Origin of the sequence: Simplicispira sp. (assembly GCF_028687295.1) — a bacterium.
GTDB classification, from domain to species: Bacteria; Pseudomonadota; Gammaproteobacteria; order Burkholderiales; family Burkholderiaceae_C; genus Simplicispira; species Simplicispira metamorpha.
In genome coordinates this window covers 1-25,208 of sequence record NZ_JAQUAL010000031.1, presented here as the reverse complement: position 1 = coordinate 25,208, position 25,208 = coordinate 1, and the positions used below count along the sequence as shown (strand labels likewise).

The 25,208-nt window shown below is 61.0% G+C and carries 25 protein-coding genes and 1 pseudogene; 15 read left to right on the top strand and 11 right to left on the bottom strand.

Features of this window, described 5'->3' with window-relative positions; translation table 11 throughout:
- Positions 1–417: 417 nt before the first annotated feature.
- Positions 418–927: a MarR family winged helix-turn-helix transcriptional regulator gene (locus PHX69_RS05670; RefSeq protein ID WP_288042763.1), complete on the bottom strand. Its 510-nt coding sequence runs from the start codon at positions 925–927 to the stop codon at positions 418–420.
- Positions 928–1,032: 105 nt separating this feature from the next.
- Between PHX69_RS05670 and PHX69_RS05665 the strand changes: the two genes are divergently transcribed.
- The 5 genes from PHX69_RS05665 (at position 1,033) to PHX69_RS05645 (ending at position 5,929) form a co-directional block, all read left to right on the top strand.
- Positions 1,033–2,244 carry a 3-hydroxybenzoate 6-monooxygenase gene (locus PHX69_RS05665; protein WP_288042762.1) on the top strand — a complete coding sequence of 404 codons (1,212 nt, stop codon included), beginning with the start codon at positions 1,033–1,035 and terminating at the stop codon, positions 2,242–2,244.
- Between the two features lie 38 nt (positions 2,245–2,282).
- Entirely contained in the window at positions 2,283–3,338 is a 1,056-nt protein-coding gene (locus PHX69_RS05660; protein ID WP_288042761.1) for a cupin domain-containing protein, read from the top strand.
- 75 nt (positions 3,339–3,413) lie between these two features.
- The gene (locus PHX69_RS05655) at positions 3,414–4,115 is read left to right on the top strand and encodes a fumarylacetoacetate hydrolase family protein (RefSeq protein WP_288042760.1); all 702 of its coding nucleotides are present in this window, start codon (positions 3,414–3,416) and stop codon (positions 4,113–4,115) included.
- 89 nt (positions 4,116–4,204) lie between these two features.
- Positions 4,205–4,846, top strand: a complete 642-nt coding sequence (maiA, locus tag PHX69_RS05650) for a maleylacetoacetate isomerase (RefSeq protein ID WP_119014699.1) — start codon at positions 4,205–4,207, stop codon at positions 4,844–4,846.
- A gap of 81 nt (positions 4,847–4,927) precedes the next feature.
- The gene (locus PHX69_RS05645; RefSeq protein WP_119014698.1) at positions 4,928–5,929 is read left to right on the top strand and encodes a Bug family tripartite tricarboxylate transporter substrate binding protein; all 1,002 of its coding nucleotides are present in this window, start codon (positions 4,928–4,930) and stop codon (positions 5,927–5,929) included.
- Between the two features lie 184 nt (positions 5,930–6,113).
- Here the strand turns inward: PHX69_RS05645 and proX are convergent, their stop codons facing one another.
- Genes proX through proV form a run of 3 tightly spaced genes read right to left on the bottom strand, consistent with a single transcriptional unit; the run spans position 6,114 to position 9,729 of the window.
- Positions 6,114–7,139, bottom strand: coding sequence for a glycine betaine/L-proline ABC transporter substrate-binding protein ProX (gene proX / locus PHX69_RS05640; protein WP_288042759.1), 1,026 nt, complete (start codon positions 7,137–7,139; stop codon positions 6,114–6,116).
- Positions 7,140–7,180: 41 nt separating this feature from the next.
- On the bottom strand, positions 7,181–8,476 hold the full coding sequence (gene proW, locus PHX69_RS05635) for a glycine betaine/L-proline ABC transporter permease ProW (RefSeq protein ID WP_288042758.1): 1,296 nt from the start codon (positions 8,474–8,476) through the stop codon (positions 7,181–7,183).
- Positions 8,473–9,729 (bottom strand): glycine betaine/L-proline ABC transporter ATP-binding protein ProV, encoded by a 1,257-nt coding sequence (gene proV, locus PHX69_RS05630; RefSeq protein ID WP_119014695.1) that lies wholly within the window; start codon positions 9,727–9,729, stop codon positions 8,473–8,475. The genes proW and proV overlap by 4 nt, the downstream gene beginning before the upstream one ends.
- A 538-nt stretch (positions 9,730–10,267) precedes the next feature.
- Here proV and acs point away from each other — a divergent pair.
- A complete protein-coding gene (gene acs / locus PHX69_RS05625) occupies positions 10,268–12,262 on the top strand; it encodes an acetate--CoA ligase (RefSeq protein WP_119014694.1) in 1,995 nt (664 codons plus the stop codon).
- Positions 12,263–12,402: 140 nt separating this feature from the next.
- Here acs and PHX69_RS05620 read toward each other — a convergent pair whose 3' ends face one another.
- The 5 genes from PHX69_RS05620 to PHX69_RS05600 all read right to left on the bottom strand — a co-directional run bounded on the left by PHX69_RS05620 (position 12,403) and on the right by PHX69_RS05600 (position 15,759).
- A complete protein-coding gene (locus tag PHX69_RS05620) occupies positions 12,403–12,561 on the bottom strand; it encodes a DUF3309 family protein (RefSeq protein WP_119014706.1) in 159 nt (52 codons plus the stop codon).
- Between the two features lie 78 nt (positions 12,562–12,639).
- On the bottom strand, positions 12,640–12,996 hold the full coding sequence (locus PHX69_RS05615) for a collagen-like protein (RefSeq protein ID WP_288042754.1): 357 nt from the start codon (positions 12,994–12,996) through the stop codon (positions 12,640–12,642).
- Positions 12,997–13,163: 167 nt separating this feature from the next.
- On the bottom strand, positions 13,164–13,583 hold the full coding sequence (locus PHX69_RS05610) for an RNA-binding S4 domain-containing protein (RefSeq protein WP_119014692.1): 420 nt from the start codon (positions 13,581–13,583) through the stop codon (positions 13,164–13,166).
- Positions 13,580–15,076 carry a sensor histidine kinase gene (locus PHX69_RS05605; RefSeq protein WP_288042753.1) on the bottom strand — a complete coding sequence of 499 codons (1,497 nt, stop codon included), beginning with the start codon at positions 15,074–15,076 and terminating at the stop codon, positions 13,580–13,582. The genes PHX69_RS05610 and PHX69_RS05605 overlap by 4 nt, the downstream gene beginning before the upstream one ends.
- The gene (locus PHX69_RS05600) at positions 15,073–15,759 is read right to left on the bottom strand and encodes a response regulator (RefSeq protein ID WP_288042752.1); all 687 of its coding nucleotides are present in this window, start codon (positions 15,757–15,759) and stop codon (positions 15,073–15,075) included. Before PHX69_RS05600 ends, PHX69_RS05605 begins: the two co-directional genes overlap by 4 nt.
- Positions 15,760–15,891: 132 nt before the next feature.
- On the opposite strand from PHX69_RS05600, the gene PHX69_RS05595 reads away from it, so the two are divergent.
- From PHX69_RS05595 to PHX69_RS05585, 3 genes are read left to right on the top strand one after another with little or no spacing between them, the layout of a single operon-like run.
- Entirely contained in the window at positions 15,892–16,857 is a 966-nt protein-coding gene (locus PHX69_RS05595) for a Bug family tripartite tricarboxylate transporter substrate binding protein (RefSeq protein ID WP_288042751.1), read from the top strand.
- A 7-nt stretch (positions 16,858–16,864) separates the two neighbouring features.
- Positions 16,865–17,413: a tripartite tricarboxylate transporter TctB family protein gene (locus PHX69_RS05590; protein WP_288042750.1), complete on the top strand. Its 549-nt coding sequence runs from the start codon at positions 16,865–16,867 to the stop codon at positions 17,411–17,413.
- Positions 17,413–18,924: a tripartite tricarboxylate transporter permease gene (locus PHX69_RS05585; RefSeq protein ID WP_288042749.1), complete on the top strand. Its 1,512-nt coding sequence runs from the start codon at positions 17,413–17,415 to the stop codon at positions 18,922–18,924. The genes PHX69_RS05590 and PHX69_RS05585 overlap by 1 nt, the downstream gene beginning before the upstream one ends.
- A gap of 152 nt (positions 18,925–19,076) precedes the next feature.
- On the opposite strand, the gene PHX69_RS05580 is transcribed toward PHX69_RS05585, so the two are convergent.
- Together PHX69_RS05580 and PHX69_RS05575 are read right to left on the bottom strand one after the other, a co-directional pair.
- A complete protein-coding gene (locus PHX69_RS05580) occupies positions 19,077–19,397 on the bottom strand; it encodes a type II toxin-antitoxin system YafQ family toxin (RefSeq protein ID WP_288042748.1) in 321 nt (106 codons plus the stop codon).
- Entirely contained in the window at positions 19,369–19,647 is a 279-nt protein-coding gene (locus tag PHX69_RS05575) for a type II toxin-antitoxin system RelB/DinJ family antitoxin (protein WP_288042747.1), read from the bottom strand. The genes PHX69_RS05580 and PHX69_RS05575 overlap by 29 nt, the downstream gene beginning before the upstream one ends.
- Positions 19,648–19,975: 328 nt before the next feature.
- Here PHX69_RS05575 and PHX69_RS05570 point away from each other — a divergent pair, with 328 nt between their 5' ends.
- The 6 genes and pseudogenes from PHX69_RS05570 to PHX69_RS05545 all read left to right on the top strand — a co-directional run.
- Positions 19,976–20,890 carry a helix-turn-helix transcriptional regulator gene (locus PHX69_RS05570; protein WP_288042746.1) on the top strand — a complete coding sequence of 305 codons (915 nt, stop codon included), beginning with the start codon at positions 19,976–19,978 and terminating at the stop codon, positions 20,888–20,890.
- 23 nt (positions 20,891–20,913) lie between these two features.
- Entirely contained in the window at positions 20,914–21,249 is a 336-nt protein-coding gene (locus PHX69_RS05565; protein ID WP_288042745.1) for an SHOCT domain-containing protein, read from the top strand.
- Positions 21,250–21,299: 50 nt separating this feature from the next.
- The gene (locus PHX69_RS05560) at positions 21,300–22,403 is read left to right on the top strand and encodes a chemotaxis protein (protein ID WP_119012530.1); all 1,104 of its coding nucleotides are present in this window, start codon (positions 21,300–21,302) and stop codon (positions 22,401–22,403) included.
- Between the two features lie 65 nt (positions 22,404–22,468).
- A complete protein-coding gene (locus PHX69_RS05555; RefSeq protein ID WP_288042743.1) occupies positions 22,469–24,091 on the top strand; it encodes a hypothetical protein in 1,623 nt (540 codons plus the stop codon).
- Positions 24,067–24,369, top strand: coding sequence for a YkgJ family cysteine cluster protein (locus tag PHX69_RS05550; RefSeq protein ID WP_119012528.1), 303 nt, complete (start codon positions 24,067–24,069; stop codon positions 24,367–24,369). The genes PHX69_RS05555 and PHX69_RS05550 overlap by 25 nt, the downstream gene beginning before the upstream one ends.
- Before the next feature lie 241 nt (positions 24,370–24,610).
- Positions 24,611–25,208 (top strand): annotated as a pseudogene (locus tag PHX69_RS05545) (exodeoxyribonuclease V subunit gamma); the annotation flags it as partial.

Here is a 25,208-nt window from a genome sequence, read left to right as displayed (position 1 = left end):
ATCGCCGACTACATCGTTGGCTTCTACAACAGCGTGCGGCTGCACTCCAAACTGGGCAACTTGCCACCCAATGCCTTCGAGCAGCAATCGGCAATCAAACAACCTATCGTTGTGTCCGAAAAAACTTGACCAGCACACTATATGTGGGTCAACTGATTTTTCTGCATGAGGCTTGGGCCAATATCCATAACAAAGTGCCAAGGATGCGCAAAGCCACAGAGGAAGGTGGCGTTACCCACCACCGTACAGCCCGAACTTGAGCCCTATAACGTAAGTATTTGCCAAGTCAAAGAAACTACTACGCAAGATGGCACACGCACTAGGCAGACAATCGGACAGTTGCTGGATTTTCTAGGTGGGTTGGGTACGCTAACTATATCCGTCGTTGTTGCCATGGCAGCTCAGGGCAAAAACGCTCTAATTGCGTGTGTTTCGTGGGATTTTGCCCAAGGTTGCTGACTCCATTGGGGCGCGGCTCAGGTCGTTGTTCTCTGTGACCAGCAATTGCAGCATTTGCATGAAAGTCTTCTGCTGCTCAACAGAAAGCGGCGCCAGAATCAGCTCCTGTACCCGCCACATGGCAGGTAAAGTTTGTTGTAATAAAGTTTCCCCCTCCGTAGTCAGGCAAAGCAAACGCACCCGTCTGTCGTCAGGCGAAGCGCTTCGTGTGAGCAGTTCACGAGCTTCCAACCGATCTACGACACCTGCTGTTGTGGATGCGTCCAACGCAATCATCCGCGCCAGGGTGCGTTGGTCTATGCCCGGATAGTCATGCACAGTCTGTAAGGCGCTGTATTGCACAGGGGTCAGGCCTGACGCCTGAACTTCCTGATGAAAAATGCCCGTCGCAATCTGGTGCAGGCGTCGAATGGTATGACCAGGCAGGCTTTGCAGGCTGGATGGATAGATTGAGTCTTGCGAAGACATAGGCCGTTTTTTCTTAAGGGCAAACCCTGAGTATGTTGTTTCATCCTAGCATTACACTAATTGTCAGTATGCTGATGATTTGTGTACTTTATTCTGGGAGCAAGTATGACAACAGAAAAGCCATCGAATTTGCCCGTTCTTGTCGCTGGTGGGGGTATAGGCGGTCTGGCCGCTGCTTTGGCTTTGGTTCGCCAGGGTTTTCAGGTCATGGTATTCGAGCAAGCACCTGAAATTGGTGAAATTGGAGCCGGTATCCAGCTTGGCCCGAATGCTTTTCACGCATTTGATGCCTTGGGTATCGGCGAGAAAACGCGCAACCGTGCTGTCTATACGGACTACATGGTGATGCACGATGCCATTGATGAATACCAAGTGGGGAAAATTGAAACCGGCGAGATGTTCCGCCAGCGTTTTGGGAATCCTTATGCCGTGATCCACCGCGTAGATATCCACCAATCCTTGCTGGAAGGTGCGGTGGAAACGGCGCGAGTGCAGTTCTTCACCAACACCCGCATTGAGAAGGTAGAGCAAGACGAGGCCACCCACATCGTGACTGCGATTGACCAGAACGGCAAGCGCTGGACAGGCCAGGCGCTGATTGGTGCAGATGGCGGTAAATCGGTGGTGCGCAAGCAGTATGTCAACGACCTGCCCCGGGTCACAGGCCATGTCGTCTATCGCGCGGTGGTGGAAAAGTCGGAGTTTCCTGAAGATTTGCGCTGGAATGCTGCCAGCTTGTGGGCTGGCCCCAAGTGCCATCTGGTTCACTATCCGTTGCGTGGTGGCGAGCAATACAACATCGTGGTCACCTTCCACAGCCGCCAGCAAGAAGAGTGGGGCGTTACCGATGGCAGCAAAGCCGAAGTGGAAAGCTACTTCCAGGACATCTGCCCGAAGGCACGCCAGCTGATCGAACTGCCCAAAACGTGGCGCCGCTGGGCCACCGCAGACCGCGAGCCCATCGGCACCTGGGTATTTGGCCGCGCCACCATTTTGGGCGATGCTGCACATCCCACCACGCAGTACATGGCCCAGGGTGCCTGCATGGCACTGGAAGATGCCGTGACGCTGGGCGAGGCGCTGCGCGTGCATAACAACGACTGGGACAAAGCACTTGAGTTGTACCAACGCTCGCGTGTGGCCCGAACAGCCCGCATCGTGCTGTCAGGCCGTGAGATGGGGCGCCTGTACCACGCTGCCGGGGTGGAGCGCCTGGTGCGCAATCAGCTGTGGAAAGGCCGCAGCCAGGAGCGTTTCTACGATGCCATGGAGTGGCTGTATGGCTGGAACGTCAACAACTGCCTGGCCCAGGACTGAGCCTGCTGCTCCATTCACCCTCCCACCAAGGAAGCGCTATGCAAAGCCATGACCGTTTTGACACCCTGGGCCGTCTGGAAGACCTGCCCCAGGACTACCGCGATGCCCTGACGGCACAAAACCTGGTGCCACTGTGGCCCAGCCTGCGCGCAGTGCTGCCACCCGAAGTGCCCACGCGCAGAACACAGCCCACTTTCTGGTCATACCAAACCCTGCGCCCTTTGTTACTCCAGGCGGGCGAACTCACCCCTATCGAGAAAGCCGAGCGCCGCGTGCTGGTGTTGGCCAACCCCGGCCACGGGTTGGAAAAAATGCAGGCCAGCGCGGCGATGTACCTGGGCATGCAATTGCTGCTGCCGGGTGAATTGGCACCGGCGCACCGCCATACCCCCAATGCCGTGCGCATGGTGGTGGAGGGCGAGGGGGCCTGGACGCTGGTCGATGGCGAAAAATGCCCTATGCAGCGTGGTGACCTCATCCTGACCCCCACTGGCCTGTGGCATGAGCATGGCCACGATGGCACTGGGCCTGTGGTCTGGCTGGATGTACTGGATTTGCCGTTGGTGTATTACATCGAGGCGTCTTACCACTTGGAGGGGCCGAGCCAGAGCATCCAAGCAGGCGAAGGCGCAAACCAGTACGCGCGCGGTGGTCTGCGTCCCACGCCGGTGTTTGAGCGCAGCAACAAGGCTTATCCGATGTTGCGCTACCCCTGGTCGGAGGCCCGCGCTGCCCTGCTGGCCATAGCCGCCGACCCGGCGAACACCGAAGCGGTTCAGATCACCTACGTCAATCCTGAAACCGGTGCCGATGCACAAAACATTCTGGGTTTTTACGCCCTGATGCTGCGCCCTGGCCAGACGCTGCGCTTGCCGGTTCGCTCGCCCGCCGTGGTGTTCCACCAGATTGAAGGCCAGGTCGAAGCCACCATGGCGGGCCAGACCTTTACGCTGGCCGAGGCCGATACCTGCTGCGCACCCGGCTACACCGCCACCACGCTGTGCAACCTGTCGGCAGACCAGCCCGCTTTTGTGTTCATGGCCGACGAGTCGCCGCTGCACCGCAAGCTGGGCGTGTTGGAAAACCGGGGCTGAACCCCGACACTTCTTCCAGCTGGGGTGGCAGCCCTGCGCCCTGGCTTTTTCTCGTTTTTTGAAGCAATACACAGCATGACTACCTACCTCTGGAATCCGCCCGCCGTCCAATCCCTGCCCGTGCGTGGCAAAACCGAACGCCTGCCCGTCAACCGCCTGTTTTTTGTGGGCCGCAACTACCACGCGCACGCCGTGGAAATGGGCAGTCCGGTGGACAAGGTGGCCGAGCGGGCTTTTTACTTCACCAAGTCCCACCACAGCTTGGTCGAGTCCGGCGCTACCGTGCCGTACCCGCCCGAAACCAAAAACTACCACTACGAAATGGAACTGGTGCTGGTCATCGGCAAAGCCGGTTTTCGCATCTCTGAAGCCCAGGCCCACGAACACATTTATGGCTATGCCACCGGCCTGGACATGACCCGCCGCGACCTGCAACTGGTGGCCCGTGAAAAAGGCCGCCCCTGGGACATGGGCAAAGACCTGGAACAAGGCGCGGTGTGCAGCGAGGTGGTGCACATGCCCGGCGTGGTACTGGACAAAGGCGAGATTGAACTCGCCGTGAACGGCGTAACCAAGCAGAAGTCCGATCTGAGCAAGCTCATCTGGAATATCCGCGAAATCATTGCCGATCTGTCGCTGTACTACCACCTGCAACCCGGTGACCTGATCTACACCGGCACCCCCGAGGGCGTAGGCCCCGTGCTATCCGGAGACAAGATCACCGGCCACGTCGAAGGCGTGGGCAGCCTGGAGCTGAACATCGGCCCTGCCGAGTGAACCCGTGAGCGCAGGGATGGGTATCCTGCGCGGGCTGCCGATGCCCGTGCAGCCCCCCTGGTCACTTTTTACCTGAAGGAATTCAACCGATGAAGCTCTATAACTTCTTTCGCAGTGGCACCTCGCACCGTCTGCGCATTGCGCTCAACCTCAAGGGGCTGGATACCCAGTACATCCCGGTGGACTTGCGTACCGAGCAGCACCTGAAAGACGACTTCAAGGCCGTCAACCCGCAAATGCTGGTGCCCGCCCTGGCCACCGACGACGGCAAAGTGCTGATCCAGTCGCCCGCCATCATCGAGTGGCTGGAAGAAACCCACCCCAGCCCTGCTTTGCTGCCCACGACCGCCCATGAGCGCGCCCATGTGCGGGCACTGGCCGCTATCGTCGGCTGCGACATCCACCCCATCAACAACCGCCGCATTCTGGAATACCTGCGCCACCAGTTCGGTGCCGACGAGGCTGCCATCAATGCCTGGTGCGGCACCTGGATCAGCGCCGGTTTTGACGCCTACGAAGCCCTGCTGGCGCAAGACGCACAGCGCGGTCGCTTCAGCTTTGGCGATGCGCCCAGCATTGCCGATGTCTATCTGGTGCCGCAGATCGAGAGCGCGCGCCGCTTCAAGGTGGATTTGTCGCGCTGGCCGCTGATTGGTGCGGTGGACAAGGCCTGCGCCGAGCTCGATGCCTTCCAGCGCGCGGCGCCCACCCGCCAACCCGACGCCGGCTGACAAGCTGTGCGCCGCAGGGGGCTGGCAGAAAGTACCGGCCCCTTTTTTCTGTCATATAAAAAAACCACTCGGAGACAACCCATGACCGCCACTTTTGACCACCGCCATGCCCGCCGCAGCCTGCTGCTGGCCACCCTGGTTGCCGCTGCCAGTGGCAGCGCCTGGGCACAGCAGGGCAGTGATTTTCCGACCAAGCCCGTCACGCTCTATACCGCCTTTGCCGTAGGCAGCGGCCCCGATGCCGTGCTGCGCCTGGTGGCGCAAAAGCTGTCGCAAAACTGGAAGCAGTCGGTCACGGTGGACAACCGTCCCGGTGGTGGTGGCTTTATCGCCATGGAAGCGGCCCGCCGTGGCGCCGCTGATGGCTATACCCTGTTGCAGCTCGACAGCGAACACCTGTCGGCAGTACCGCACCTGTACAAAAAGCGCAACTTCGACACCCTGAAGACTTTTGAAGCGGTGGCGCCCCTGTTCCGCACGCCGTTCATGGTGGCCGTCTCTGCCCAGTCGCCCTGGAAGAACATGACCGACTTGCTGGCCGCTGCCAAGGCCAAACCCAATGCCACCAGCTACGGCTCCTGGGGTGTGGGCAGCCCGGGGCACCTGGGTGCCGAGTGGCTCGACTCCCTCGCAGGCACGCAAATGACGCATGTGCCCTACAAGGAAGTCAGCCAGCTCTACACCAACGTCGCGACCGGGGACGTGGCCTGGAGCTTTGCCAGCATTCCTTCCAGCCAGGGCGTGTACAAGGCGGGCAAGATCAAATACATCGCTGTGGCTGCGCCCAAGCGCATCCCGCAGTTGCCCGACGTGCCCACCGTGGCCGAAGCCGGTGGCCCGGCGGGCCTGGACGTGAACTCTTTTGTGGTGCTGGTGGCGCCCAAGGGGATAGCCCCCGCCGTGCGCGACCGCATCCACGCCGATGTGCTCAAGGTGCTGGCCGAGCCCGAGGTGCGTGAGCGCTTCAATACCTTCGCTTTCGAGCCGCTGTCGTGGAGCCTGGACGACATCGCCAAGAACGCCGCCACCAAGTCCACCCAGTACCAGCAGCTGATCCAGCGCGCCAATATCAGCCTGGACTGAAGCGCCGCGCCTTCACCGCCAGATGCTCCCGGTGCAGTGCGGGGCCTGGCCAGGCGCCCGGCCTGCACTGGTGCCACCTGCGATAGCGCCTGCAGCGCTGCAACCGCAGCGGTGGCAGCGGTGGCAGCGGATATTTGCTATTTTAATGATAGCTGCTTGCGCACTACAGGCGGGCGTTAGAGGCCTATTTGGCTTGATTTTTACCAGCCGTTAGCGCCTGGGCTATCCAGCTGTCAAACGTCTTTTGGTGGGCCTTGATCCAGCCGTCCACGTGGCGCTCCACGTCTTGCTCTTTGTTTTCGCCGCCGTGCATGCGCTGGTTTTGCGCGTTGATGTCGCCCACGGGCAGCTGCATCACGGCAAACAGCTTGGCCGCTGCCGGGTTTTGCTGCACAAACTGCTGGTTGGCCACGATGCGCTGCACGTTCACCACAAAGCCATAGTCGCGGCCATTGGCCATGCGGGTGCTGGTTTTGGAGGCATCGCCCTTTTGCGCTGAAAACGGCACTTCCAGAAACACCACGTCCTTGCCCGGGCGCAGCACGTTGCTGATCCAGTAGGGCGTCCAGGTGTAGTAAAGAATGGGCTTGCCCTGGCGGTAGCGTGCCATGGTGTCGGCCATCAGCGCGGCGTAGCTGCCTTGGTTGTGCGTGATGTTGCTGCGCAGCTGGTAGGCATCAAGGTGGTGCTCGATGGCCAGCTCGCAGCCCCAGCCGGGGTTGCAGCCGGTCAGGTCAGCCTTGCCGTCGCCGTTGGTGTCAAACAGCTGGGCGATTTTGGGGTCGCGCAGTTGCTCGATGTTGGTGATGTGGTGGGCATCGGCGGTTTTTTTGTCGATCAGGTATCCCTGCAACGATTGGGCCACGTAGGTGCTGTTGCGCCAGATTTTGGCCTCGCCCCCCGCGTTCTGGAAGAAAGCTGCGTGCAGCGGATCCCAGTGGTTGGCCAGAAACGTGGCGTCGCCATTGGCCAATGCCAGGTGGCCGGTGGCGTACTCGGTTTCTTGCGCAGGCTTGACGGTGTAGCCCAGTTTTTCCAGGGCGCGCGACACCAGCAGCGACTGGAACAGTTCTTCGGCCACCGAGCTTTTGATGGGCTGCACCGTGATGCTCTTGCCAGGCAGGTCTTGGGCCGCGCCGGGGCCAGACAGGCCCAAAGCCAGCAGGCCGGTGGCGAACAGGGCGCGTGCAAAAGTGCGGGTTTTTTTCATCCGGGGGTACTCCTTGGGGTGGCAAAAAACAGGGAAAACAGTCAGTGGGGGTGTGCCGCCGTGGTGGCAGGCGCTGGGGCCGAACAGGCCGCTGCCGTGGCTGGGGTGCGGCGCCGCTGCCATGCCCGCAGCACCAGCCCGGCAGGCCCGGTGTGCCACCAGTGGCGCACGCCCCGGCGCGGCTGGCCCATGGCCTGGGTGATGCGGTCGAGCGTGATGGCCAGCAGCACGATGCCCAGACCGCCCACGGTGGCCAGGCCCATGTCCAGCCTCCCGATGCCGCGCAGCACCATCTGGCCCAGGCCGCCCACGGCAATCATGGAGGCGATCACCACCATGGACAGCGACAGCATCAGCGCCTGGTTCACCCCCGCCATGATGGAGGGCAAGGCCAGCGGCAGTTGCACCTTCAGCAGCAGTTGCCAGGGCGAGGCGCCGTAAGCGCGCGCTGCCTCGATCAGGTCGGGGCGCACCTGGCGGATGCCCAGGTTGGTCAGGCGCACCAGTGGCGCCAGTGCAAACACAATGGTCACGATGACGCCTGGTACGTTGCCAATGCCAAACAACATCACCACCGGCACCAGATAGACAAAGGCGGGCGTGGTCTGCATGGCGTCCAGAAACGGGCGCATCCAGCGCTGGGCGCGGTCGCTGGCGGCCAGCACAATGCCCAGCGGCAAGCCAATGACCACGCAAAACACCAGCGATGTCAGCACGAGCGACAGCGTGACCATGGCTTCGGGCCAGATGCCCAGCAGCGCCACCAGGGCCAGCGCGGCCACGCTGCCCAGCGCCAGCGCGCGGCCCGCAAACTGCCAGGCCAGCAACCCCAGCAGGGCGATCATGGCCAGCGCGGGCATGCCCGTCAGCAGGCCCTCCACCCCGGTCAGGGTGCTGTCGATGGGGCCGCGCACGGTCTGGAAGAACGGGCGAAAGTGCTCTACCACCCAGCCCAGGCCCTGGTTGATCCAGGACTCGATGGGCAGGTTGCCGTCCAGCACCGTTTGCAGCAGCGATGCTCCATCGCCCGTGTGGGCGCCTGCACTGGTGCTGGCCAGGTCGGTGCCGCCGGTCTGGGCCGGGGCGTTGAGCCAGTCGCTGGCGCTGGCTGCCTCGCTCGCGGGTACGCCATCGGTGGCGGTGGCGCTATCGGCAGGGGCCGTGATGCTGGCCCAGGGGTCGGCCTCTGTGGGGGCGGCCTGCACGTCGGCGGTGGCACTGGTGGCGGGTGCATCCCACGGGGTGACGGCGCCGCTGGAGTCGCTGGCGTTGGCCCACGGGTCGGTGTCGGCGGGGGCAGGCAGGGTGGTTTCAGGTGTTGGCGTGGCGGTGTTCATGCGGGGTTCCTGGCCGTGGTTGCAGCGGGCTGGTCGGGAGAAGAGGGCGGCACCGCCGGGGTGTCGCGGTCGAGAAACTTCAGCAGCGTGGTCTTGCTGATGGCGCCCAGAAAACGGCCCCCATCGCCCACCACGGGCAAGGCGCACGGCGCCTGGGCTACCTGGCCAAACAGGTTGGCCACCGGGGCATCGGCGGCAATGGGCTCAATACCGGGCACAAAAGCGTGTTGCAGCCCCAGCGGGCCGACATGGCCGTCGAGCGCGCAGCGCAGCGAATCGGACGACACCGTGCCCAGGTAGCGCTGGGTGGGGCTGATGACGTAGGCAAAGTCGCCGTCCTGCTCTTCGAGCTGCTTGAGCGCGGCGCGCGAGCCCCGGTCGCTGTGTTCGCTGACCACGGTGAAGCGCTGGCGGGCGATGTCGCTGGCCTTGAACACGGCAGCAGCATCCACGCCGCGCACAAAACTGCGCACGTAGTCGTTGGCGGGGTTGCGCAAAATATCGTCGGGTGTGCCCACCTGCACCACCTGGCCGTCTTTCATGATGGCGATGCGGTCACCAATGCGCATGGCCTCGTCCAGGTCGTGCGAGATGAACACGATGGTGCGGCGCTTGACCTGTTGCAGGCGCATCAGCTCGCTTTGCATCTCGGTGCGGATGATGGGGTCGAGTGCCGAGAACGCCTCGTCCATCAGCAAAATCGACGGGTCGGAGGCCAGCGCCCGCGCCAGCCCCACGCGCTGCTGCATGCCACCCGAGAGTTCATCAGGGTAGCTGGCGCCCCAGCCAGCCAGGCCCACCTGCTCCAGCGCCAGTGCGGCCTGGCGCTGGCGCTCGGCGCGCTCCACGCCCGCCAGCTCCAGGCCAAAGGCGGTGTTGTCCAGCACCGTCATGTGCGGCATCAGCGCAAACGACTGGAACACCATGCTGATGTCCTTGCGCCGCAGCGCCCGCATGTCGGCGTCCGGGAGCTGGTTGATGTCCACATCGTCCACCAGAATGCGCCCGGCGGTGGGCTCGATCAGGCGGTTGAGCATGCGCACCAGCGTCGATTTGCCCGAGCCCGACAAGCCCATGACGACAAAAATCTCGCCCGCGCCAATGGTGAAGCTGGCATCGAACACGCCAATCGAGTGCCCCGTGCGCGCCAGGATGTCGTCTTTGCTGTGGCCCTGGCGCAGCAGCGCCAGCGCGGTGTCGGGCGCATCGCCGAAAACCTTGAACACATGTTCGATGGTGATTTGTTTGGCCATGCAGGCAGTTCTCCTCAAAGGTGGGTGCAGTGCCGTCCAGGCCAGCGCCCGGAACGGCACGTACGCCCGTGGGTGCAGATGCACACAGAACAAAATGAAAGGGCACCGTGCCGGTGCCCGCAAGGCCCGCAGGCAGCGTTGCCGTGCGGGGCCTGTCGGAACGTTTCGAGTCGCAAAGGGGTCTGCAAAGACCCCTGGGAGGGCCGGCACGTTAGCTAGGGTTTACGTGCAGACCAGGCCGCCAGGGCGGCGATGGAAGGGGGACGCGAAGTCCGTTTTGACGATGGGCCTTGACCGTTGCAAGGCGCATTACCTGCGTTGCAGGTTGTAAAACATGCATAAAGTATATGGATTGATGTTTTTTGAGTCAAAACACAGGTTTTTCAAAATCACGTATCACGCGCTCGCGTAGCACTGCGCCGCCGCTGCGTGGCCCGGGCTGGCGCCAGGTGCTGTGTAAGGTTCGTGCCAGTCAGTGGCCTGTAAGTGCAGACGCCCAAAGTAATGCAGCTTTTTCAATGACCCAGGAGACAACACCATGAGTGCGCAGACATCCGCCATCCAGTCCACCCTCGTAGAAAACCGCGTTTTCCCGCCTTCTGATGCCACCGTGGCTGCCGCTCGCATTTCTGGCATGGCCGGTTACGAAGCCCTGTGCGCCGAAGCCGACAAAGATTACGAAGGTTTCTGGGCCCGCCTGGCCCGTGAAAACGTGGTCTGGAACAAACCCTTCACGCAAACGCTGGACGAGTCCAACGCGCCGTTCTACAAGTGGTTCCAGGATGGCGAGCTCAACGCCTCGGCCAACTGCCTGGACAAGCACATCGGCACCCCCACCGAGAACAAAACCGCCATCATCTTTGAGGCCGATGGCGGCGAAGTCACCAAAGTCACCTACAAAGAGCTGCTGGCCAAAGTGAGCCAGTTTGCCAACGTGCTCAAGGCCAAGGGCGTGCAAAAGGGCGACCGCGTGGTGCTGTACATGCCCATGACCATTGAAGGCGTGATTGCCATGCAGGCCTGCGCCCGCATTGGCGCCACGCACAGCGTGGTGTTTGGCGGCTTCTCTTCTAAGGCGCTGCACGAGCGCATCCAGGACGCTGGCGCCGTGGCCGTGGTCACCGCCAACTACCAGATGCGCGGCGGCAAAGAGCTGCCGCTCAAGGCCATCGTCGATGAAGCCCTGGCCATGGGCGGCTGCGAGTCGGCCAAGAGCGTGATCGTGTTCCAGCGCACCCCCACTGCCGTCAACATGGTGGCCGGGCGCGACAGCTTCATGCACGAAGAAATGGCCCAGCAGTCCACCGAGTGCGCACCCGAATTCGTCGGCGCCGAGCACCCGCTGTTTGTGCTCTACACCTCGGGCTCCACCGGCAAACCCAAGGGCGTGCAGCACAGCACCGGCGGCTACCTGCTGTGGGCCAAGCTGACCATGGACTGGACGTTCGACCTGAAAGACAGCGACATCTTCTGGTGTACCGCCGACATCGGCTGGATCACCGGCCACAGCTACGTGGCCTACGGCCCGCTGGCTGCGGGCGCCACGCAAATCATCTTTGAAGGCGTGCCCACCTTCCCCAAGGCCGACCGCTTCTGGAAGATGATCGAAAAGCACAAGTGCACCATCTTCTACACCGCGCCCACGGCGATTCGTTCGCTCATCAAGGCCGCCGACAGCGACGAGAGCGTGCACCCCGCCCGCTCTGACCTGAGCAGCCTGCGCATCCTCGGCTCGGTGGGCGAGCCCATCAACCCCGAAGCCTGGATGTGGTACTACAAAAACGTGGGCGGCGAGCGTTGCCCCATCGTCGATACCTTCTGGCAAACCGAAACCGGCGGCCACATGGTCACGCCGCTGCCGGGCGCCACGCCGCTGGTGCCGGGCTCTTGCACGCTGCCGCTGCCGGGTATCCAGGTCGCCATCGTCGATGAAGCTGGCCACGACGTGCCCAACGGCTCGGGCGGCATCCTGGTGGTGAAAAAGCCTTGGCCTTCGATGATCCGCACCATCTGGGGCGACCCCGAGCGCTTCAAAAAGAGCTACTTCCCTGAAGAACTCAAGGGCTACTACCTGGCGGGCGATGGCGCTGTGCGCAGCGAAGACCGGGGTTACTTCCGCATCACGGGCCGCATCGATGACGTGCTGAACGTCTCGGGCCACCGCATGGGCACCATGGAAATCGAATCGGCCCTGGTGGCCAAGAGCGACATCGTGGCCGAAGCCGCCGTGGTGGGCCGCCCCGACGACCTGACCGGCGAGGCCATCGTGGCCTTCGTGGTGCTCAAAGGCCCGGTGCCCACGGGCGACGATGCCAAGGCCCTGGCCAAGGAGCTGCGTGATTGGGTGGGCAAAGAAATCGGCCCGATTGCCAAGCCCAAGGAAATCCGCTTTGGCGAGAACCTGCCCAAGACCCGCTCGGGCAAGATCATGCGCCGCCTGCTGCGCGGCATTGCCAAGGGTGAAACCATCACCCAGGACACTTCGACGCTGGAGAACCCTGCCATCCTCGATCAGCTGTCCAAAACCAACTGACGCACACGGCGCCGCAAGGCGCCAGTGCCTGCCAAAGACCCGGCCTGCGCGCCGGGTTTTTTGTGTCTGTCCGATATGGGGTCAAAAGTGCCTCAAGCCCTTGTGTAGCAAGCGCAGGAAGCTATCAAAATAATTCGTTCCTAAACCCGCCCCATCACCAGCATTACCAGCAGTACCAAGACCAGCAGGCCGACAACGCCGCTAGGCCCGTACCCCCAACTGCGGCTGTGGGGCCAGGAGGGGAATGCGCCAATCAAAATCAGAACCAAAATGATCAATACGATGGTGCTCAAGCCCATGATCAACTCCCGAAAAATGGTGATGAATAACCGCTGAGGCCCGTCTGGATGTTCCTCAGGTCCAGGGCCTCAGGGCGCTCAGGGCTTGGCAGGCACCACGATGACGGTGCCGCTGCCCGTGTTGCCCGTATTGCCGGTGTTGCCACGCGCGCCCGTAGTGCCCCTGGCACCTGTGGCGCCAGTGGCTCCGGTATCGCCTTGGTAGCCGGTGGCGCCCTGGCTGCCCGTGGCCCCGGGCATGCCGTCCGAGCCGGTACTGCCGGTGCTACCCGTACTGCCTGTGGCGCCGGTATAGCCCGTATTGCCCTGGCTGCCCGTTTCCCCCTGGGCGCCGGTGCGCCCGGTGTAGCCCGTATTGCCGGTGTTGCCCTGCGGCCCCATGGGCCCGGTGCAGGCGCTCAGACCGAGCAGGGCAGTGATCAAGAGAGTGGGCATTAAATAAGTCATGGCGCTTCCTTTGGTATTGCATGCAGCCAAAAAAGCCGCATGAACCAATGTGGCGCCAGACACCGGGGGCGGTCTGTTCGCTGGCGCGCATAGCGCAGGCTGGCCCCCGGATTGCGCGCTTGTCCTACACAGGCGCTGCCCGCCCGTTGGCGGGCTCAATCGTCGATGGAGGCGCTCCAGCGGCTGCCCCAGTCGCGGGCGCGGTCGATGTCGCGGCGGTCGCGTTTGGTGGGGCGGCCGTCTTGCAGGGCGGCGGAGGGCTCGGGCGCCAGGCGGCGCTGTTCGGCGGCTTTTTCGCGCGCGCTGATGCTCTCGGCGGTTTCTTCGTAGAGCTGCTGCGCCACCGGGGCCGGGCCGCGCACGTGGCTCACTCCGCGCACCACCACCGTGCGCGGCACCTGGCCCTGGCGCAGGGCCACGGTGTCGCCCACACGCACTTCGCGCGAGGCTTTGGTGACCTGGCCGTTGATGGCCACGCGCCCCTTGTCAATCTCTTGTGCGGCCAGGCTGCGGGTTTTGAAAAAACGCGCGCACCACAGCCATTTGTCGATGCGTACCGTGTCTGTGCTGTTCATGGCGCCGATTGTGCCGCGCTGCTGAATGCGCTGGTGGGGCCGCTGTGCGCGGCTGCCTCGGGTGGGGCCTGCACCAGCACCACCACCGCATCCAGCCCCAGGGTGCGCTGGCCGCGCTGGCGGTTGGTCAGGGCGATGCTGGCGCCCAGGGCCTGCACGATTTCCTGGCAGATGGCCAGGCCCAGGCCCGAGCCGGTGCGCACGTCGCCCGCAGAAAACGGCTGGTACAGGCGCGCGGCCAGTTCGCTGTCTATGCCCGGGCCTTGGTCGGCCACGGTCAGCACCACGTGGCGGCCATCGCTGCGCAGCTCTACACCCAGCACGCTGGCCTGCGGGGTGTGGCGCACGGCGTTGTGCAGCAGGTTGCGCGCCAGTTCGCGCAGCATCCACTCGTGGGCGCGCACGGGTGCGGGGTCGGTGTGGATGCCAAAGTCCAGGTCTTTGTGCGCAATCAGCGGCGACAGCTCCAGGGCCACGGCGCGCAGCACCTCGTCAAAGCGCGTGACGGGCACCTGGGCCTGCTGGCGCAGCTGCTCGACCTTGGCCAGCGACAGCATCTGGTTGGCCAGCTGGGTAGCGCGGTCTACCGTGCCCTCAATCTCTTGCAGCGCCTGCTGCGGTGGCGCATCGCCGCGCATGGCCGACTGCACCTGCGTCTTGAGCACCGCCAGCGGCGTGCGCAGCTGGTGGGCGGTGTCGCGCACAAAGCGCTTTTGGTGTTGCAGCAGGTGTTGCAGGCGGCGCATGACCTGGTTGGTGGCATCGACCAGCGATTGCAGCTCGCGCGGCGCCGAGGCGGTGGCGATGGGGCTGAGGTCGCCTTCCGGGCGCGCTTGCAGTGCGGCACTGAGCTGGCGCACCGGGCGCGTGGCGCGCTGCACCACGGCCACCACGGTCAGGGCGATCACGGCCACCAGCAGCGCCTGGCGCGCCAGCGTGTTGCGCAGGATTTGCAGCGCCAGGGTTTCGCGCACCTCCAGCGTTTCGGCCACCTGGATCACGGCCATGCCGCGCCCCGTGGCGCTGGCCACGGGCTGCAACAGCACGGCCACGCGCACCTTGCGCCCGCGAAACTCGTCGTCATAGAAGTCCACCAGCGCCGCATACGGTGGCCGCTGCGGAATGCGCCCGCGCCACACAGGCAGCTCGCCATAGCCCGACACCAGCGCCCCTTGCAGGGTGGAGACGCGGTAGAACATGTGGCTCTGGTTGTCGGCCTCGAAGGCTTCGAGCGCGGAATACGGCACCGTGGCGCGCAGCGTGGCGGCCTCGTCGTAGCCGCTCACGTCCAGTTGCTCGCTGATGCTTTTGGCCGATGCCAGCAGCGTGCGGTCGTAGGCGGTGTGCAGCGATGTGAGCGTCTGGCTGTACAGGCTGAACGTGTTGAAGGCAATGAACACCACCACCGGCAGCAAGATGCCCAGCAGCAGCTGGCCGCGCAGCGACAGGGCGCGCCCCAGGGGCCAGCGCGCCGGGGCCGCAGGCGCGCTCATGCGGTGTCGGCCTTGAGCAGGTAGCCCAGGCCGCGCAGCGTCATCAGCGTCAGGCGCGTGCCCGCGAGTTTTTTGCGCAGGCGGTACACCACCACTTCGATGGCTTCGTACTGCACATCGAGCTGGCCCGGAAACACCAGCCCATACAGCCGCTCTTTGGCCACGGCGTGGCCGGGCTGCGCCAGCAGCGCGTGCATCAGGGCCAGCTCGCGCGGGGTCAGCTCCATGATGGTGCCGTTGAGGTAGATAGCGCCGCTCTCTTTTTCATAGCTAATGGCGCCCACCTGTATTGCGCTGGAGCCCGATTTGGCTTGAACTGCATCGTGGCTGCGGCGCACCAGCGCGCGCAGCCGCGCCTCCAGCTCATCAAGGTCAAAGGGCTTGGGCAGGTAGTCGTCGGCGCCCGCGTTCAGGCCCAGCACCCGGTCGCCCACGGTGCCGCGTGCGGTCAGTATCAGCACGGGCGTGCGCAGGCCGCGTGCGCGGGCCTGCTCGAGCACTTGCAGGCCGTCCATGCTGGGCAGGGTCAGGTCCAGTACCACGGCGTCGGGGGCCAGGTCTGTCCAGCGGGCCAGGGCGCTGCGGCCATCGCCTACGGCGGTCACGTCCATGCCACGGCGCGCCAGGGCGCGTTGCAGCGTGGCCTGCATGGTGGGGTCGTCTTCAACAAGGAGCAATTGCATGGTGGGCGGCACCTTAGCACCGCTGCACCGGGGGCAGGGCATGGGTGTTTTCCCTGAGCGCGCAGACAGCCGATTGACAGGATGCGCGCCCATCATTGCCAGCTTCGCCAAACACCTTGCAAGGAGACTGTCATGCGTCGCGATACCTTTTTGAAATCCCTCGCCGCCTTTGCCGCTGTCGGCGCGGGCGCGCTGCCGGTGTCGGCACAAGCGGCCAGCGCCATCAAGATGATGCTGCCCGCCAACCCCGGCGGTGGCTGGGACACCACGGGCCGGGCGCTGGGCAAGGCGCTGCTGGATGCGGGCGCTGCCGCCTCGGTCACCTACGACAACAAGGGCGGCGCTGCTGGCGCCATTGGCCTGGCGCAGTTTGTCAACGGCAGCAAGGGCGACCCGAACGCGCTGATGGTGATGGGCGCCGTGATGCTGGGCGGCATCATCACCGGCAAGCCGCCGGTCAATCTGTCGCAGGTCACGCCCATTGCGCGCCTGACCAGCGAGTACAACGTATTTGTGCTGCCCGCCAATTCGCCCTTCAAGAGCATGGCCGAGGTGATTGCGCAGCTCAAGAAAGACCCCGGCAGCGTCAAGTGGGGCGGCGGCTCGCGCGGCTCTACCGAGCACATCGCAGCGGCCATGCTGGCGCGCGAAGTCGGGGTAGACCCGGCCAAGATCAACTACGTGGCCTTCCGGGGGGGCGGCGAGGCCATTGCGGCCATCCTGGGCGGCAACGTGACCATCGGCGGCAGCGGCTACAGCGAGTTTGCCGAATACATCGCCAGCGGCAAGATGAAGCCCGTGGGCGTGACATCCAACCAGCGCCTCAAGGGGGTGGATGTGCCCACCCTCAAGGAGCAGGGCGTGAACGTGGAAATCGGCAACTGGCGCGGCGTGTATGGCGCGCCCGGCATCTCCGCAGAGCAGCGCAAGGCGCTGGTGGCCCTGGTAGAAAAAGCCGTCAAGAGCGCCGCCTGGGCCGATGCACTGCAAAAGAACGGCTGGACACCCGCCTGGCTGGCAGGCGACGATTTCGGCAACTTTGTCGATAACGAGTTCGCCAGCCTGCGCGCCACCATGGTCAAGGCCGGCATGGTCTGAGGCCGCGATGTCTGCTGCTCCAATTTCTGCGCCCTCTGCACAGGGCGCCTCTGCCGCGTCGGCCACGCGCGCCCAGGTGGCCGTGGGGGCCGGGGTGCTGCTGACGGCTGCCGCCCTGGCGGTGGGTGCCATCGACATCCCCTCCAACGCGGGCTACGGCGGCGTGGGCCCCAATTTTCTGCCCTGGCTGGTGGCGGCGGTGCTGGCCCTGTGCGGGGTCTTGCTGGTGTGGGAGGCGCTGTCGGGCGGTTTTCGCGCCATGGATGAGCCCAGCGGCGCAGCGCAGGCCAATGTGCCCGCGTTTGTCTGGGTGTCGGCGGGTCTGCTGTTGAACGCGGCGCTGATCGGCACGCTGGGCTTCATTATCAGCTGCACGCTGTGCTACCTGCTGGCAGTGCAGGGCCTGCGCCGCGCCAGCGGGCAGGACGCCTCCAGCGCCCGCGTCTGGGCGGTGGATGCGCTGACCGGCGTACTGATTTCGGCCCCGGTGTTTTGGGCTTTCACCAAGCTTTTGGCAATCAACTTGCCCGGACTCACGCAGACAGGGTGGCTGTGATGGACATATTGAACGCACTCCTGGCGGGCTTTGCCACCGCCGCCACGCCCGTCAACCTGCTCTGGGCGCTGTTTGGCTGCGCCCTGGGTACGGCAGTGGGCGTGTTGCCCGGCATTGGCCCGGCGGTGGCTGTGGCCATGCTGCTGCCCATCACGGCCAAGGTCGAGATCACGGCCTCGATGATCTTCTTCTCGGGCATTTACTACGGCGCCATGTACGGCGGCTCGACCACCTCGATTTTGCTCAACACCCCCGGCGAGACGGCCAGCATGGTCACCGCCATGGAGGGCAACAAGATGGCCAAGAACGGCCGCGCGGGTGCGGCGCTGGCCACGGCGGCCATCGGCTCGTTCGTGGCGGGCACCATCGCCACCGTGGTGGTGACGCTGTTTGCGCCCTACGTGGCTGACTTTGCCGTGCGCCTGGGCCCGCCCGAATACTTCATGCTGATGGTGCTGGCCTTTACCACCGTGAGCGCGGTGCTGGGCCAAAGCACGGTGCGCGGCATCACGGCGCTGTTTGTCGGGCTGGCGGCGGGCTGCATTGGCATGGACCAGATTTCTGGCGCGGCGCGCTACACCGGCGGCCAGATCGAGCTGCTGGACGGCATCGACATCGTGCTGGTGGCCGTGGGCCTGTTTGCCGTGGCCGAGGTGCTGTATGCCGCCATGTACGAGGGCCGCGTGGTCGAATCGCGCAACCCCATGGGCCGCGTTCACATGACGGCGCGCGACTGGAAGCGCTCCATCCCCGCGTGGCTGCGCGGCTCGGTGATTGGCGCGCCCTTTGGCTGCATTCCGGCAGGCGGCACCGAGATTCCGACGTTCCTGAGCTACGCCACCGAGAAAAAGCTGGCCAAGGGCGACGACAAGGCCGAGTTTGGCAAAGAAGGTGCGATTGAAGGCGTGGCCGGCCCCGAGGCCGCCAACAACGCCACCGTGACGGCGGCGCTGATACCGCTGCTGACGCTGGGCATTCCCACCTCCAACACCACAGCGGTGCTGCTGGGCGCCTTCCAGAACTACGGCATCAACCCCGGGCCGCAGTTGTTCACCACGTCGGCGGCGCTGGTGTGGACGCTGATTGCATCGCTCTACATCGGCAACCTGATGCTGCTGGTGCTGAACCTGCCCATGGTGGGCCTGTGGGTCAAGCTGCTCAAGATACCCAAGCAGCAGCTGTACGCGGGCATCCTGATTTTTGCCACCGTGGGCGCCTACGGCATGCGCCAGAGCGCGTTTGACCTGTTCTTGCTCTACGGCATCGGTTTGCTGGGCGTGCTGATGCGGCGCTTCAGTTTTCCGACAGCGCCCGTGGTCATCGGCATGATTTTGGGCCCGCTGGCCGAGGCACAAATGCGCAACGCCGTCGCCATCGGTGAGGGCAGCTGGAGCATTTTTGTGACCCGGCCCATGTCGCTGGGCGTGCTGGTGGTGGTGCTGGCCGTGCTGGTGCTGCCGCGCGCCATGGCCTGGCTGCAACGGCGCCGCGACTGGCCCCGCGAAGCCTGAGCTTCAGTTTTGAGCCAAATCGGCTGCCAGCGCTTGTTGGGCGGGCGCTGGCAGCTATCAAAATAAGAGTTTTTGAACAGCTGCCGAGACGGTCTCGGCGGTTTCTTCGTCGAGTGGCTGCGCCACCTGGGCTGGGTCGCGCGCCCAAGGCGCTATGCCTCGAACAATTCCGAGTGTGTTCCGGCCCGCAAGAAGTTGATCTGCTGATCCTCCAGATGGTAGATCAGCAAAAAGTCGCCGCCGATGTGGCACTCGCGGTAATCCATCCAATCGCCTTTGAGCGGGTGATCCAACCACTCGGGGCCCAGCGGCGCATCGTTGGCAATCAACAGCAGCATGGCCTCTTTCAGCCGATGCATGTCGTAGCGCCCAGAGTGGGACAACCGCTGCCAGTCCTTGCGAAAGGCCTTGGTGTAATCGGCCGCCCGTGGCAACACGGCGCGTTTACTGCTCGCCGGTTTTTTCGAGGTCATTGAGCAGCGCGTCAGCAGAATGGAAGCGTGCCGTGCGTGCTTGCACCATGGCGCGCGATTCCTCCATGGCCGCACGGGTTTGGGCGTTGGGTACCTTCAGTTCCAGCGGGAATGCTTGGTCGTTGACCACGCGCTTGAGCAAAATGCGTACGGCATCGGATATCGACAATCCCATGGCCGCCAGTGCTTCGCTGGCTTGCGCCTTGACATCGTCATCTACCCGGACATGCAACATTGATGTGTGTGCCATGGTTGAACCTCCTTAGTTCAGTCATTTTGTATCTCGTTTGATACTTGGTCAAATCAGATGTGCGGCCAAGCTGCCGTCTTGAAAAAACGCGCGCACCACAGCTTGCGATTTTTATTTTTAAGGTCAAATTGGTCTCTGGCCCTTATGAGACGTGCGCAAGCAGCTATCAAAAAAGAAGTGAAAAGCATTGCAGCAACCCCAGCGCTGGCAACGGTGCGGGGGGACATATCGGGCAAATATGTGATGTAAACGCTATATGGCGTCGGCTTCGACACAACGTGTCGTAGCCCTCCGGTAGAGTGGGGCGATTCCTTTCCCACCGCCCTCTATGCCCGCCTCTGCCCGCGCACGTAGCACCATCAAAAACGAAAAACTGGCCCAGCGCCTGTCCGACATCCTGGCCCGCTTGCACCAGGGTGAAGCCCTGGACAAGCACCAACTGGCGGCCCGGTACCGGGTGAAGGTACGCACCATTGAGCGCGATTTGGGTGAACGCCTGTGCGACATTGCCGTCCGTTCCGAAGATGGCTTGTGGCGCCTCGCCCAAGTGGCGCGCGGCACCATTCCTGCCCATTACCTGAACGACTACCAACGCCTGGCAGGCACCGAACGCCTGTTCCCCGACCCCAGCTTGCGCTACCTGCTTGAGCAGCTGGAAACGCCGCTACCGCAGCGCAGCACCCAAGTGCAGCCCCTGTCGCAGGAAGACCTGGGTTCGCGCAGCCCGTTGTTTACGCAGTTGCAAAGCGCTATTGAAGCCCGGCACGTCTGCCACTTCACCTACAAAGCCAAACCGCGCCAGGTGCAGCCCTACCGTTTGATTCACCGGGGCGGCGTGTGGTACTTGGCCGCCGAAGAAGCCGGGCGGCTGAAAAACTTCAGCGTGGCGCTGATGGAGGGTTTGCAAGTGGATACCACGCACACCTTCACCCCCCAGCGTGCGCACCTGGACTACATTCAAGCCAAAGACGACGTGTGGTTTACCGAATCCACCACCGAAGTGCTGCTGCGCGTGGCGCCCGAGGTGGCCCACTACTTCAGCCGCCGCGCCCTGCTACCCCAGCAAAAACAGCATCCCGACGCCGACGGCTCGCTGCTGGTGACCACGCATATCAACCACATCAACCAACTGCTGCCTGTGGTGCGCTACTGGCTGCCGCATGTGCGCATTGTTCAGCCGCACGCGTGGCATGAGGAATTGGTGGCGGGGTTGCGGCAGGCGTTAGTGATGTGGACTCACTGAGCAGTACACCGGAGACTCACACCATGCAATTCATTCTTTTACTGTTGCTCGTGTTCACGATTGGCTGCGTGTTGTATGGCATTTCGGCTGGAGTACAAGCAATTCGACGCAGCACTGTCTGGCTGACTGCTCAAAATAATAGGAATGGTGATCCCACTGATAACGCCACGCCTGTTCAGCTAACAAGAGCCCCGCTCAATAAAGTACAAGCCTCTAATTTATTGGGCTCCAAAAGTGGCATTGATGAGTTAAAGACGCTTTTTGATCTGTATCAACAAGGCGCACTGACAGCCGAAGAGTTCAAAGATATGAAACAGCATTTGTTGCGCTCTCTTCGCTCCACGCCGAGTGGTTGCTAAATTTATAAAAAATTCGCTGTATTTTTTCTTCCCTAACCTGAAAGGTTTATATGCCCCTTCCCCTCATTATTGGAGTTGCAGCTCTTGCTACTGCTGCTTTTGGTGCCAAAAAAGGTTATGACGGCTACCAAAAGCATTCGGAGGCTGATGATATTGTAAAAGAAGCCAAGTCTCGTTATGACCGGAAGAGAAATTCTTTTGATGGAAAAGAGAAAGAAACTACACTTGCTCTTGATTTGCTGGGGAAAAAAGAATTAGAAATCGGTCAAAGTATTGGTAAATTTAAAATCTTGGCTGATGCACTTTTGAAGCAACTAAATTCGGGTAGAAAAAATAAGCTGGACATTAGCATTCCAAAGCATAAATTGCAAAAAATCGAGGATTACAGTTACACCGCTGTTGGTGTCATGGGTACCGCTATGGGCGCTGGTGCTGCGGGTGCGGCTGCTGGTTTTGCCATTTATGGCGGTGTGATGGCGCTTGGCGCGGCCTCCACTGGTACAGCTATCTCTGCTTTGTCTGGCGCAGCAGCAACCAAGGCTACATTGGCTGCGCTGGGGGGTGGGTCACTGGCCACTGGTGGCCTTGGGATTGCTGGTGGCACAGCCATTTTGGGAGCAGCGGTGGCTGCACCTGTTTTGGCAATTGCGGGTTGGGCTTATGACAGCCATGGTGAGGAAGCGCTGAGAAATGCACGCAAGGCGAATGGTGAGGTCAACGTTGCGATTGAGAAAATGGACAGGGCCTCTCAGCAGCTTGAAGACACTATAGATTATTCGCAAAAAATCAAGCGATCGCTCAATTCTATTTTTGGTCAATTCCAACAATATTTTGATGAACTTAAGAATATAAATGCTTTTATTGAGGATATTAAGGGTCGAAATGTTGATGTGAATTCTGAGATGGATAAACTTGGTGGTAATGCTGTTCGTGTAATTGAAGATGGTTATGCGTTAGCATCTATCTTGGTTGATGTCATTACTACTCCGTTATTTACGCTTAAGAAAATTAATAATGAAGTGGTGCGTAATAGGGATGGTGTGCCCGAAATGGAGAAGGATGCTGATGGTTCTATGATTCTTAATGATGCGGAACTGGAGGCTGCTTTGCGTAAGGCTAAAAATGAAGCTAATGATATAGGGGATGTTAGGTAATTTATTGGTGGTGTCGCCTAAAGATGGCGGCACTTTTTTAGTGTTTTTAAAAAATTTTGGAAAATATGCAAGCTGCTACTAATTATCCTTGGGCTAAAGAGCTTGAGAAAACTGTAATCAATAGTTTGACGACAACTTTTGGGTTGGATTTTCTTCTTTTTAAGGATAAGGTTGGTGGTGATGTTGATACCATCCAAAATGCTCGAAAAAATATTTATGCAACAGATGCGTCCCAGCAAAAATATGAGCAACGCGGTGACTACGACAGAACTGCTTATGACTCTCATAAAAATTTCATAGAAACAGGCCGCCGAGAAAAAGCGGCACATCAAAGTGGAAATTTGCATGATGCCTATCGCAACCAATCGATGGGTTTAAATGAAAGACGTGACCTTGATCACGTTATTTCAGCTAAAGAAATTCACGATGACCGTGGTCGGGTGCTGGCTGGGTTGGATGGCGCTGAGTTGGCAAACCAAAGCAGTAATCTGCAGAGTACACATTTCAGCATCAATAGATCAAAGCAAGCAACTTGCTGTGATAATTTTCTTAATGAATTGCCTGGAAAAATTGAAATATATGAAAATAATTTAAAAAAAGACCAGGAGAGGCTCAAGAATCTTCCTCGAGATACTCCTGCGCAGCGTGATAAAGCCGACAGGCTTGAGTCTGATATTCGCAAGGCTAAAATAAAGATTGATGCATTAAAATCAATCGATGTGGAAGAGATGCGAAAAAAAGATGAAGAAGCACGTGGTAAATATGACTCCGATATCAATAAAAATTATTATAGCGGAAGCAGGTTCATGGTAAGTACGGCTAGTGCGGCAGGTATCTCTGGATTGAAAATGGGTACGCGCCAAATGTTGGGCCTGATAATGGCTGAGATTTGGTTTGAATTGCGAGATCAAATCCCGAAAATTCTTGAAAACCTCAAGCAAAAGTTCAGTTTCGATAAATTTATGGAGCACATCAAGAATGCCTTGCAAGGCATTTGGCATCGTGTGCAAAAAAGGTTTAATGATTTTCTAGTAGCATTCAAAGATGGTGCCTTTGCTGGCATCATGTCGAGTGTTGCGACGACTATCTTTAATATCTTTGCTACAGCTCAAAAAATGGCCATTAAGATCATTCGGGAGATCTGGGGGCAATTGGTTAAAGCATTTAAGTTGATATTCTTTAATCCTGATAGACTTGGTTTCGTCGATTTGTGTCGTGCGGTGGTCGGAATTCTCTCTGCTGCTGCAGGAGTTGCAGTAGGGTCGCTAGTTCACGCACAATTAGTTCCAATGCTCAGTTTTCCATTTGGTGCTGAATTGGCAGCATTCGCTGGTGCATTGATTACGGGTATTATCACACTGGGGCTTACCTATTTTTTGCTGCATAGTGAAATGGCAAAAAAGATGTGGGATTTTGCCGAGTCCATAATGCCGCATGCTGGCACTGTGAAAAAATACCAGGCCATCAATGCTGAGCTTGATCGATACCTGACTGAGCTGACGCGCATAGAATTTAACCTAGACCCAGAAGAGCTAGCTGTCTTCTCGCACGATTTGGCATCCTGCACAGATGAAGTGCAACGTGGTCTGGTTATTAAGGAAGAAATCACCCGACGTGGTATTGAGCTGCCTTATGAAATAGGCAATCCTGCAAGTACGCGCAAATGGCTTGCGTCATTGGTCAAGTGAAAATATCGGCGCGTGCCCCGTTCCCCTGCACTCAATGCGGCCTGTGTTGCCAGCATGTTTACCTTGCCGAGGAAACACAGTTTCTGGATCGCGGTGATGGAACGTGCAAGCACTACGACATGGAAGGCAAGTCCTGCGCCATTTACGAAGAACGGCCAGATATTTGTCGCGTGGATCGGATGTACGCGCTGCGCTATGCACACAAGTACACATGGGACGAATTCATCGCTTTGAACCTTCAAGTGTGTATCAGCCTTGAAGAGCTATCAAATAAATAGCTGCTTACGCTTGCTGCATAAGGGGTAGAGGCTGTTTTCGCTTGAATTTTTTCCCGTCATGCTGGCGGTGATGATGAACCACCCCGCCCGTTTTGGGGGTAAGCCGTTTCTTCCTATGGCGAAGGATTAAAAATGGCTCTAGCCCTTACGTAGCAAGCGCAAGAAGCTATCAAAAAAGAAGCTGCTGCGCACCGTCTGCCTCCCTACGCTCCATCCCTTTCCCTGCCTCTGGAACTCGCCCATGCCCCACCCGCATCCCCTCCCGCCCGGATTCATTGTTTTGCACGGTAACCGCGCGGAAGACCTGGCGCAGACCCTCATCGCCTGGCTGGGCCGCCACCCGCTACAGCCCCTCGAAGAAGAAGTGGTGCTGGTGCAGAGCAGCGGCATGGCCGAGTGGCTGAAGATGGAGATGGCGCGCCAGGTCGGGGTGTGCGCTGCTGCGCGGGTGGAGCTGCCGGGGCGTTTTGTCTGGCGCGCCTACCGCCAGGTGCTGGGTGCAGGCGCGGTGCCCCGCGAGTCGCCGCTGGACAAGCTGCCCATGACCTGGCGGCTGATGCAGCTGTTGCCCGGCGTGCTGGCGCAGCCGGTGTTTGCGCCCATGGCCCAGTACCTGCGGCCTACCGCCCAGACCGCTGAAGGGGCCAGCGAACCAGCATCCATCGCCCCCGATACCGCCCGCCAACTGCAACTGGCCGCCCAGCTGGCCGACCTGTTCGACCAGTACCAGAACTACCGCGCCGACTGACTACAGGCCTGGGCCGCCGGGCACGACACCGTCACCACCCCCGCTGGCCAGCCCCAGGCCCTGGCGGACGACCAGCGCTGGCAGCCTGCAC

Coding starts and splice junctions, on each gene's coding strand:
- maiA (WP_119014699.1), top strand. CDS start 4,205: ATGAAGCTCTATAACTTCTTTCGCAGTGGCACCTCGCACCGTCTGCGC.
- PHX69_RS05560 (WP_119012530.1), top strand. CDS start 21,300: ATGCCCCTTCCCCTCATTATTGGAGTTGCAGCTCTTGCTACTGCTGCT.
- PHX69_RS05615 (WP_288042754.1), bottom strand. CDS start 12,996: ATGCCCACTCTCTTGATCACTGCCCTGCTCGGTCTGAGCGCCTGCACC.
- proX (WP_288042759.1), bottom strand. CDS start 7,139: ATGAAAAAAACCCGCACTTTTGCACGCGCCCTGTTCGCCACCGGCCTG.
- PHX69_RS05550 (WP_119012528.1), top strand. CDS start 24,067: ATGGCTTGCGTCATTGGTCAAGTGAAAATATCGGCGCGTGCCCCGTTC.
- PHX69_RS05595 (WP_288042751.1), top strand. CDS start 15,892: ATGCGTCGCGATACCTTTTTGAAATCCCTCGCCGCCTTTGCCGCTGTC.
- acs (WP_119014694.1), top strand. CDS start 10,268: ATGAGTGCGCAGACATCCGCCATCCAGTCCACCCTCGTAGAAAACCGC.
- PHX69_RS05580 (WP_288042748.1), bottom strand. CDS start 19,397: ATGACCTCGAAAAAACCGGCGAGCAGTAAACGCGCCGTGTTGCCACGG.
- PHX69_RS05610 (WP_119014692.1), bottom strand. CDS start 13,583: ATGAACAGCACAGACACGGTACGCATCGACAAATGGCTGTGGTGCGCG.
- PHX69_RS05645 (WP_119014698.1), top strand. CDS start 4,928: ATGACCGCCACTTTTGACCACCGCCATGCCCGCCGCAGCCTGCTGCTG.
- proW (WP_288042758.1), bottom strand. CDS start 8,476: ATGAACACCGCCACGCCAACACCTGAAACCACCCTGCCTGCCCCCGCC.
- PHX69_RS05660 (WP_288042761.1), top strand. CDS start 2,283: ATGCAAAGCCATGACCGTTTTGACACCCTGGGCCGTCTGGAAGACCTG.
- PHX69_RS05665 (WP_288042762.1), top strand. CDS start 1,033: ATGACAACAGAAAAGCCATCGAATTTGCCCGTTCTTGTCGCTGGTGGG.
- PHX69_RS05555 (WP_288042743.1), top strand. CDS start 22,469: ATGCAAGCTGCTACTAATTATCCTTGGGCTAAAGAGCTTGAGAAAACT.
- PHX69_RS05585 (WP_288042749.1), top strand. CDS start 17,413: ATGGACATATTGAACGCACTCCTGGCGGGCTTTGCCACCGCCGCCACG.
- PHX69_RS05590 (WP_288042750.1), top strand. CDS start 16,865: ATGTCTGCTGCTCCAATTTCTGCGCCCTCTGCACAGGGCGCCTCTGCC.
- PHX69_RS05670 (WP_288042763.1), bottom strand. CDS start 927: ATGTCTTCGCAAGACTCAATCTATCCATCCAGCCTGCAAAGCCTGCCT.
- PHX69_RS05575 (WP_288042747.1), bottom strand. CDS start 19,647: ATGGCACACACATCAATGTTGCATGTCCGGGTAGATGACGATGTCAAG.
- PHX69_RS05620 (WP_119014706.1), bottom strand. CDS start 12,561: ATGGGCTTGAGCACCATCGTATTGATCATTTTGGTTCTGATTTTGATT.
- proV (WP_119014695.1), bottom strand. CDS start 9,729: ATGGCCAAACAAATCACCATCGAACATGTGTTCAAGGTTTTCGGCGAT.
- PHX69_RS05605 (WP_288042753.1), bottom strand. CDS start 15,076: ATGAGCGCGCCTGCGGCCCCGGCGCGCTGGCCCCTGGGGCGCGCCCTG.
- PHX69_RS05565 (WP_288042745.1), top strand. CDS start 20,914: ATGCAATTCATTCTTTTACTGTTGCTCGTGTTCACGATTGGCTGCGTG.
- PHX69_RS05600 (WP_288042752.1), bottom strand. CDS start 15,759: ATGCAATTGCTCCTTGTTGAAGACGACCCCACCATGCAGGCCACGCTG.
- PHX69_RS05570 (WP_288042746.1), top strand. CDS start 19,976: ATGCCCGCCTCTGCCCGCGCACGTAGCACCATCAAAAACGAAAAACTG.
- PHX69_RS05655 (WP_288042760.1), top strand. CDS start 3,414: ATGACTACCTACCTCTGGAATCCGCCCGCCGTCCAATCCCTGCCCGTG.